Here is an 8,702-nt window from a genome sequence, read left to right as displayed (position 1 = left end):
AGCGGCTCAGTGGGCCGGCGGCTGTCCCGCACCACGTGCCGGACGCGGGCTTCGGACCAGGCCCCGCGCACCGCCGTGCCCGGGGCCCGGGAGCGCGCCGCCTCCCGTATCCCTCGAGCCGGGCGCTCGTCCGGGCGCACCGTCCCGAACCCTTACCCACCATTACGGGCGTACCGGCGTCCCGGATGCGCCACCGAGCGGCGAAGACGCTCGGCGCTCGGTGGCGTGACCCGCACGTCGGCCAGTTGTTCAACGGAACTGCGCGCGTGTTCCCGTGAGTTCGAGGACGCGTCGCGGCTGGGCCCGCAGGTTGGACAGTTCGAGGAGCCCGCCTCGCGCGTCGGTGAGCCGGCGCAGGTTCTGCAGCAGGCGCAGGCCGCTGGCGTCCATGAACGGCACGTTCGCGAGGTCCAGGCAGAGGACGCGGTCGCGAACGCTCACCGCGTCCGTGACCTGCGTTATCCGCGGACAGGTGTCGAAGTCCAGTTCGCCCGTCACCGTGACCACGGTTCGCTCGGCATGGTTGCTGACGCGCACATAGAAAGACGGCATGGACAAACCACCGTTCGGGATCAAAGCCCATTACGGTCGGCTCCCACTGCCGGAAGTAGGCCGTCACGCGCGCGGCGTACGGTGCCGCTCACAGCCGAGCAAGACCACCCGCACCGTTCACCGGCCACCGTGCTGTCATCGCGAGGCGACGCGGGGTCTCCCACCAGACCAGGCTGGTTCTCCCCACAGCGTGTCACAACGAGGGCAACGGCACCAGGGCGCCCATGTGTCCGCCGGGTGAGACCGGGTCAGAAACGAATCGGGGCCGTCCGACGACGGCGCCGGGCCGTCGTTCGAGTTCGTTCTCGCCAGGGCCTGCCCCTGTTGCTCCTAGGGCCGGGGCTCTGCGCGTGTCCTCCGGCGAACGAGCCGCCGCCCCCGCCGTCGGTGGCCGGAAGACCCCGTGGATAAGACACTGTCCGTGAGCGGTTGCCGTTCGGCGGACCAGGACCGGAGGCGAGGGCAGCCATGGCGAGACCGATCTGGACCGGGGTCCTGACCTTCGGGCTGGTCACGCTGCCCGTGGGGCTCTACACCGCCACCGAGGACCACGGCGTGCACTTCCACCAGCTCCAGCGCGGCACGTCGGACCGGATCCGCAACAAGCGGGTCAACGAGCGCACGGGCAAGGAGGTCGACACCGACCGGATCGTCAAGGGCTACGAGTTCGGCGACGGAGAGTACGTGATCGTGGAGCCCGAGGAGCTGGAGGAGATCGCGCCCGGACGGTCCAAGGTGATCGACATGGCCGGGTTCGTCGATCTTCACCAGGTCGAGCCGGTCTACTTCGGCCGCACGTACTACGTCGGCCCGCGCGGCAAGGAGTACACGAAGGTGTACGAGCTGATGCGGGCGGCCCTGGAACGGTCCGACAAGGCGGGCATCGCCACGCTCACCATGCGCGGCAAGGAGTACCTGACCGCGTTGCGCGCCCAGCCGGACGTCCTGGTCCTGCACACCCTGCACTGGGCCGACGAGGTCCGCGACCCGGCCGGCGTGGTGGACCTCCTGCCGGAGCGGCGCACGAAGACGAGCGACAGGGAACTGCGGACGGCCGAGCAGCTGATCGACGCCCTCACCATCGACTGGAACCCGGGCGACTACCGCGACACCTACGAGGAGCGCGTCAAGCGGCTCGTCGCCGCGAAGCAGAAGGGCGAGGAGGTCGTGGGCGAGCCGGAGCCGCCGGAGGCGACCAACGTCATCGACCTCATGGAGGTGCTCAGCCGCAGCGTCGAGCAGAGCCGTTCCAAGGGCCGCGGGTCCGCCAAGGGCGCCGGGAAGGGCCGCGGCGGCGACCGGAAGGCGGCCGAGGACCTGTCGTCCCTGTCGAAGGCGGAGCTGTACGAACGGGCGAGCGCGGCGGAGGTACCGGGCCGCTCGAAGATGACGCGGGCGCAGCTCATCGAGGCGCTGGGCGCGGCTGCCTGAGGACACGCGCGGTCGGCGGGCCCCGGTGCTCCTCGGCGTACCGGTCGCTCACGCCGGTGGCGGACCCGTCCAACTCGGCTTCCCGCGGCTCCGGTTCCGGGTTCTCCAGTCCCTGGACGGCGAAACCGACGGCGTGTTCGGCCATCAGCCGGGCGTCCTGGCGCACGGTCGTCAGGCCGATCGGCATGAGATGGGACAGGTGGCTGTCGTCGTAGCCGACGACGGAGAGGTCCCGGGGCACCTCGACACCGGCCCGGGTCAGCGCCATCAACAGGCCCATCGCGTTGCGGTCGTCGCCCGCGAGGACGGCCGTCGGCAGCGGCGCGCCCAGGTAGGCGGAATCGGCCTCGGGGCCGAGCAGGATGAGGGCCTCGCCGCGGTGGCCGAGCAGGGCCTCGACCGCCTTGGCCTCGCTGCGGCCCTCGGCGGCGGCGGAGAGCAGGACGTCGTAACCGAGGCGTTCGGCCTCGGGGTAGATGCCCTTGATGAGGTCCGCGTGGAAGGACTGGTGCACGGTGAACATGACGCCGAGGGTGCGGCCGCGGGCGAGCAGCCGGGCGGCGCGGCACGCGAACTCCCGCACCTGCGGCTCATCGGTCTCACCGTGGGAGAGGGCTCCACGCGCCTGTGATCCGGAGCCGCGCGCCATGTCGCCACGGAGTCGGTCACGCGGGCCGATTCGGGCCGATCGACGGTAGTGAGGTGCGTCACTCGTATGGGTGCATGGGGGCCCGCCGTCCGTGGCATACGGGAGGTAGCGTCGTTCGCCAGCAGTGTGATGTTTGCCATGTGTGGTGATGGAAGCGGGATTAACGGGCAACGTTCCCCTTCATGTCCCACGCCAACCCTCTGCGGCAGGTGATTCGATGACCACGGCGACGACCCGGGCGCTCCGGACGCCGCCCACCCGAACCGGTGCGACGACCGCCCGGTTCCCACCGGCCGCCATTCCTTCTCTGCCATCCCTGACCGGACTGCGGTGGATGGCCGCGATGCTGGTGTTCGGGCTGCACGTGAACAATTTCGGCTACTTCGGAGGCACCGGCGGCCACCTCGTTTCCTGGGGATTCGGTGCCGGTGCCACGGGAGTGTCGTTCTTCTTCGTGTTGTCCGGATTCGTGCTGACCTGGTCGGCACGGCCACGCGACAGTGCGCTCGGCTTCTGGCGCCGCCGCATCGCCCGCATCTACCCCGTGCATCTGGTCACCTGCGCCGTTGCCCTGCTCATGACGTACACGCTGGACCAACACTCGCAGCCCGCGCCCAAGCAGGCGCTGGCCAATGTGCTGCTGCTGCACTCCTGGTGGCGCCCCTGGTGGCAGACCCTGAACCCGGTCAGCTGGTCCCTCGCGTGCGAGGCGTTCTTCTACGCCTCCTTCCCGCTGCTGATCCTGCTGCTGCGCCGCCTCGGCCCGCGCGGGTCGGCTGCGCTGGGCGCGCTGTCGCTGGCGGCGATCCTGGTGCTGGCCAGGGCGGACGCCCACCACTGGTGGACGTACGCGCTGTACTCCTTCCCCGCCGCCCGGCTGCCCGAGTTCGTCCTCGGGGCGGTGACCGCGCGGCTGGTGCTGCTCGACAAGTGGCGCGGGCCCGGTCTCGAGGCCTCGCTCGCCCTGGCGATCATCGGCTACTTCTACGTGCCGCAGGTCGCGCCCGGCTACTCCGCCACGGTGTGCACCATCACCGGGTTCGCCCTGCTCATCCCGGCGGCGGCCGTCGCCGACATGCAGGGGCTGCCGTCCCTGTGGCGGCACCGGCGGATGGTGCGGCTCGGGGAACTGTCGTTCGCCTTCTACATGATCCACCTGCTGGTGCTGCGCGCCGCCACCCATCTGCTGGGCACGAAGCCGCACTTCGGCGCCCTGGCGGGGGTGGCCGTCACCGCGACCGCGTTCGCGGTGTCGCTCGGGCTGTCCTGGCTGCTGTACGAGGCGGTCGAGTGCCCGGCCAGACGGCTGCTGCTGCGCCGACGGCGCCGGCCGGCTCCTCAGCAGGAGCCGCAGCCTCAGCCGGAACTGGCCGCGGCCGCGCACGAGGCTCCGGCCGCCGCGACCGACTGAGCCGGCCGCGCGCCGTCGAAAAAGTGCCAGCCGGTCCGTCCGGAAAGGGCCCCTGGGGGTGTCCGGCGGGGGCGTGGGGCGTGTCGCGGCGGGACCTCGGCGGGGAGCGCCAACCGCTCTCCACCGGCCCGCCGGCCGACCGCCACCGCCCTCGGGCCGCGCCGTGCGACCTGGTGTTCCGCCGCGGCCGCCCCTAGGTTCTCCGCATCGGGAGAGGGGGCCGGATGGACCGGAGCATCCGGACGGTGGACGACGTACTGCGGCTCCTGGACGGCCTGTTCGCACCGGAGGCCGACCGCTGGACGGGCGGCGCGGCCGCCTGGTGGGACGGTTTCTATGCGAACCGGGACAGACCGGTGCCGTTCTTCGCGGCGAAGCCGGACGAGAACCTGGTGTCGTACCTGGACCGGGGTCTGATCACGCCCGGCCGGGCGTTGGACCTCGGCTGCGGCCCGGGCCGGAACGCGCTGCACCTCGCCGCGCGCGGCTTCGAGGTGGACGCCGTCGACCTCTCCCCCACCGCGATCGGCTGGGCCGAGGAACGCACCCGGGCCGCGGGCGCCGCCGTCCGCTTCCACCGCGGTGACGCCTTCGCCGCGGACGCCCTTCGCGGCCCGTACGGGCTGATCTACGACTCCGGGTGCTTCCACCACCTGCCGCCGCACCGCCGGGTCAGCCACCTCGCCCTCCTGGAGCGTGCGCTGGCGCCGGGCGGGCACTTCGCGCTCACCTGCTTCGCCGCGGGGCGCATGGGCTCGGAACTCCCCGACGCGGCCTTCTACCGCGAGCCCGGTCCGCACGGCGGCCTCGCCTACACGCCAGAGGCGCTGCGCCGGGTCTTCTCCGGTCTGGAGGAGGTCGAACTGCGCGCCATGCGGCAGGAACCGGCGGACTCCGCGCTGTTCGGGGAACCGTTCCTGTGGACGGCCCTGTTCCGGCGCCCGGACTAGCCGGTGCCGTGTCCTCCGCCGAATTGGTGCTGGCCAGCACAGCTTGAATTGCCCGCTTTCCACCAGGTGAAACCCGCACATCGGGGACACGGGCGGCGGGACCGAAAAGGTCCGGCACTCGACGGCCGTTCGCACTCCCGGGTGACGTCGGTAACACCGAGGAGAGTCCGGCGCGATCCGGGGTAGACGGGCCCCGACACCGGCCCGGTGGGGATCCCGCCGGGCCGACACCGCTCGACGCAACGAAGGAGCCGGGTCGACGTGCGCGGGAAAGAGACCGGGGTGGGCCCGTCCCCCACCCCTCCGCACCGGTGGTTGCGCGGTACTGAAGTGCCGCGCCCCTTGGCTCAGACCGACCGGCACCCCGAGGCCCCGGCCTCCGGGAACACCCCGGCCACCCGCCCCGGGACGGCACCCGGGCCGCGGGCCATAGCCGCGCCCGGGCATGCCCCGTCGGGACTGCCGGCGAGCGTGCGCGGGCCGATGCCGTCGTGGTGTTCCGGGACGAGCGGCACCCGCACCCGCGATGCGGAGGCGGGCGCGGTGGACGTACGGCCCCACAGCGCTTCCGGCGACTCCGTGGCCCTGGCGGCCTCGCCGGGCGCCGGACCGGCGTGGAAGGCGGCCACGGCCCCCCTCTCGCGGGCGCCGGGACGCCCGCCGGCGTACTAGGCGGCGGAACGACGGCACGTGACGCGGCGTCGGATCCCGCGGCCGCGCCCGGCGCCGTCCCGCGGTGCGGTCCGAGGCGGCGCCCGGGAACCGGGGGCCGGGATGTGCCGGCCTGAGAGCACTGACTACTGTTGCCGGACGACAATGATCGACTCGGGGCCGGCCGACCGGCGGCACCCGACTGTTGCGAGAGAGAGGATCGAGAGTGCCGGAACAGGACGCGGCGGAGGAATCGGCGCCGCAGCTGGTGAGTTCCTTCCTGGAGCAGCGCCGGGAGCAGATCGCCCAGCGCTGGGCGGACGCTCCCCTGTTCCGCTCGGTCTTCACCGTCTCCCGTGACGAGGCGGTCGAGGCGTGCAAGGCCGTGGTGGACGCCCTGTCCGACGTGGCCATGAGCGGACGACTGGAGGACGTCGCCGCGGCCGGTTACCTGCCGGTGCGCGAACAGCTGGGGCGCATGACCCAGACCCGGGCCAGGACCGGATCGACGCCGTCCCAGATCGCCGACGAGGTGGCCGCGCTGCGCGCGCCCGCGGTGGAGCTGCTGCGCGCGGAGTTCGCCGACCCCTCCGCGCCGCAGGCCCGGGAGAGCCTGCTGGCCCTGACCCTGCTCCTGGGCACGCTGCGCCTGGTGGTGATGGAGACCGCCCTGGACGCGGGCACGGAGCTGATCGAGCGGCAGCGGCAGCAGCTGCTCGAAGTGGCCACGCCCGTCATCAAGTTGTGGGAGGGCACGGTCGCCGTACCGCTGATCGGGACCCTGGACAGCGCGCGCAGCCAGATCGTCATGGAGTCGCTGCTGGAGGCCATCGTCGACCAGCGCGCCCGGTACGCGATCCTGGACATCACCGGCGTGCCCACGGTCGACTCGCTCGTCGCCCAGCACCTGATGAAGACCGTGGCCGCGGCGCGGCTGATGGGAGCCGAGTGCATCGTCTCCGGCATCCGCCCGGCCATCGCGCAGACGATCGTGCAGCTCGGCATCGACCTGGGCTCGGTACTCACCCGGTCGTCGCTCGCCGACGCGCTGGCCTACGCGCTGGGCCAGCAGGGCATCGAGGTCTCCCGTGCGGACGCGGGTGCGAGCGTCCGGTGAACCAGCCCATCCCCGCTCAGCCCGCCCCGGTCCCCGTGCTCGCCCTGGGCGACGTCCTGCTGGTCTCGCTGCAGGGCGAGCTGCACGACGGCATGGCCGAGCGGCTGCAGCAGGACATCACCAGCCGCATCGCCACCACCAGGGTGACCGGCGTGGTGATCGACATCTCCGGAGTGGACATCGTCGACTCCTTTCTCGGCCGGGTGCTCGCGGAGATCGCCTCCACGGCCCGGCTGCTGGCCGCCCGTACGGTCCTGGCCGGCATGCGGCCCGCGGTGGCGATCACCCTGGTCGAGCTGGGACTCACCCTGCCCGGTCTGGTCACCGCGCTGGACGTCGACCGGGCCGTGGAACTGCTGTCCCAGGGGGGGACATGATGCAGTCGTCCGGCCAGGTGTCCGCGACCAGCCTGCCCATCGGCTCGGACGCGGATCTCGCCTGGGTCCGGCAGCAGGTGCGGCAGTGCGCGGCGCAGCTCGGCTTCGGCCTCGTCCAGCAGACCAAGCTGGTCACGGCGGCGAGCGAACTGGCCCGCAACACCCTGGTGCACGGCGGCGGCGGCCGGGCGGAGATCACTCCGCTGCACAACGGCCGTACCCGGGGCCTGAAGATGTCCTTCATCGACAGCGGTCCCGGCATTCGCGACCTGGAGATGGCCATGACCGACGGTTACACCAGCGGGGGCGGCCTGGGGCTCGGACTGAGCGGCGCCAAGCGGCTCGTGCACGAGTTCAGCGTGGACACCGAGCCCGGCCGGGGCACGACCATCACGGCCGTCGCCTGGGTGGCGCAGGTTCCCTCGTCGCGTCCGGGAGTGGAATGAGCCGGGTGTGGGAGATCCCGGTGCACGACTCCACCCGGGTGCGGGACGCCCGTGCGGCGGTCCGGGAGGCGTGCGGGCAGGCGGGGCTGGACCCGGAGCGCGCGGCGGCCGGGGAGCTGGTCGTCACCGAGCTGGCCACCAATCTGCTCAAGCACGCGGGCGGGGGCAGCATGGTGGTCAACCTCGTGGCGCCGCCGTCGGGTACGGGCACCTCGGTGCAGCTCTTCTCGCTCGACCACGGGCCCGGCATCGCGGATGTCACCACGGCGCTGCGCGACGGCTACACCACCGCCGGGACCTCCCTCGGGGCGGGCCTGGGCAGTTGCCAGCGGATCGCGAACTCCTTCCACCTGTACGGCACCCCGGGCCGCGGGACGGTGGCCACCGCCCGGATAGACCCGGAGCCGGTCGGCCGCCGGCGGCCGGCGGCGGATGTGCCGGCGGGCGGGATCGCCGTGTCGCTGGCGCAGTCCGACGAGTGCGGCGACGCCTGGACCTGGGTGCGCTGCGGCGGGCTGCTGACGCTGCTGCTCGCCGACGGTCTCGGGCACGGCCCCAAGGCCGCGCACGCCTCCGCCGCGGCGGTGGCGGAGCTGCGCCGCACCGCGCACCTGCCGCCCGTGGACATCCTGCGGCGGCTGCACACCGCCCTGCGCCGCACCCGGGGGGCGGCGGTGACCGTCGCCCAGGTGGACGCGGAACGGGCGGAACTCAGCTTCGCCGGGGTCGGCAACGTCGGCGCCCGGCTGCGGACCGGGGGCGGCTGGACGTCCCTGGTCTCGCATCCGGGGATCGTCGGGGCGTACTTCCCGGCACAGGTCCCCGTGCGCAGGGTGCCGTGGCACGCGGACAGTCTGCTCGTCGTGCACAGTGACGGACTGCCCAGCCGCTGGACGCCTCCGGAGGACCCGCACCTGCTCGCCCACGATCCGTCGGTGCTGGCCGCCGCCATCCTCCGGGACGCGGGCAGCCCCGCCCGACCCCTACGCGACGACACCAGCGTGGCCGTACTGGCCCCCGACCGCCGGACCAGCGCCCATGACAGTCACCTCTGACACCTGGACCCTCGCCGGCGCCGCCGACGCGGCCCGCGCCCGTGCCCTGCTGGCGCGGCTAGC

10 protein-coding genes are annotated in these 8,702 nt (G+C 72.8%); 7 read left to right on the top strand and 3 right to left on the bottom strand.

What is annotated here, in order from left to right; all coding sequences use genetic code 11:
- Positions 1-249 precede the first annotated feature (249 nt).
- Positions 250-552 (bottom strand): STAS domain-containing protein, encoded by a 303-nt coding sequence (locus tag ACWEN3_RS34660; RefSeq protein WP_452979126.1) that lies wholly within the window; start codon positions 550-552, stop codon positions 250-252.
- Between the two features lie 468 nt (positions 553-1,020).
- Between ACWEN3_RS34660 and ku the strand changes: the two genes are divergently transcribed.
- Positions 1,021-1,983 carry a non-homologous end joining protein Ku gene (ku, locus tag ACWEN3_RS34655; protein WP_452979123.1) on the top strand — a complete coding sequence of 321 codons (963 nt, stop codon included), beginning with the start codon at positions 1,021-1,023 and terminating at the stop codon, positions 1,981-1,983.
- On the opposite strand, the gene ACWEN3_RS34650 is transcribed toward ku, so the two are convergent.
- Positions 1,955-2,506, bottom strand: a complete 552-nt coding sequence (locus ACWEN3_RS34650) for a substrate-binding domain-containing protein (protein WP_452979131.1) — start codon at positions 2,504-2,506, stop codon at positions 1,955-1,957. The genes ku and ACWEN3_RS34650 overlap by 29 nt on opposite strands.
- A 343-nt stretch (positions 2,507-2,849) precedes the next feature.
- Here ACWEN3_RS34650 and ACWEN3_RS34645 point away from each other — a divergent pair, with 343 nt between their 5' ends.
- Together ACWEN3_RS34645 and ACWEN3_RS34640 are read left to right on the top strand one after the other, a co-directional pair.
- Positions 2,850-4,043 carry an acyltransferase family protein gene (locus ACWEN3_RS34645; RefSeq protein ID WP_452979120.1) on the top strand — a complete coding sequence of 398 codons (1,194 nt, stop codon included), beginning with the start codon at positions 2,850-2,852 and terminating at the stop codon, positions 4,041-4,043.
- A 224-nt stretch (positions 4,044-4,267) separates the two neighbouring features.
- On the top strand, positions 4,268-4,993 hold the full coding sequence (locus ACWEN3_RS34640; RefSeq protein WP_452979117.1) for a class I SAM-dependent methyltransferase: 726 nt from the start codon (positions 4,268-4,270) through the stop codon (positions 4,991-4,993).
- 347 nt (positions 4,994-5,340) lie between these two features.
- Here the strand turns inward: ACWEN3_RS34640 and ACWEN3_RS34635 are convergent, their stop codons facing one another.
- On the bottom strand, positions 5,341-5,622 hold the full coding sequence (locus ACWEN3_RS34635) for a hypothetical protein (protein WP_452979114.1): 282 nt from the start codon (positions 5,620-5,622) through the stop codon (positions 5,341-5,343).
- A 248-nt stretch (positions 5,623-5,870) separates the two neighbouring features.
- Between ACWEN3_RS34635 and ACWEN3_RS34630 the strand changes: the two genes are divergently transcribed.
- From ACWEN3_RS34630 to ACWEN3_RS34615, 4 genes are read left to right on the top strand one after another with little or no spacing between them, the layout of a single operon-like run.
- Positions 5,871-6,761 (top strand): STAS domain-containing protein, encoded by an 891-nt coding sequence (locus tag ACWEN3_RS34630; RefSeq protein WP_452979111.1) that lies wholly within the window; start codon positions 5,871-5,873, stop codon positions 6,759-6,761.
- On the top strand, positions 6,758-7,138 hold the full coding sequence (locus ACWEN3_RS34625) for an STAS domain-containing protein (RefSeq protein WP_452979108.1): 381 nt from the start codon (positions 6,758-6,760) through the stop codon (positions 7,136-7,138). The genes ACWEN3_RS34630 and ACWEN3_RS34625 overlap by 4 nt, the downstream gene beginning before the upstream one ends.
- Complete coding sequence (locus tag ACWEN3_RS34620) at positions 7,138-7,584, top strand: anti-sigma regulatory factor (RefSeq protein ID WP_452979128.1); 447 nt, start codon at positions 7,138-7,140, stop codon at positions 7,582-7,584. The genes ACWEN3_RS34625 and ACWEN3_RS34620 overlap by 1 nt, the downstream gene beginning before the upstream one ends.
- Entirely contained in the window at positions 7,581-8,639 is a 1,059-nt protein-coding gene (locus tag ACWEN3_RS34615) for a SpoIIE family protein phosphatase (protein WP_452979105.1), read from the top strand. The genes ACWEN3_RS34620 and ACWEN3_RS34615 overlap by 4 nt, the downstream gene beginning before the upstream one ends.
- Positions 8,640-8,702: the final 63 nt, after the last annotated feature.

It is taken from the genome of Streptomyces sp. NPDC004561 (assembly GCF_053602155.1).
Note: the sequence above shows the minus strand (reverse complement) of the source record. Positions and strands in the feature narration are given on the sequence as shown.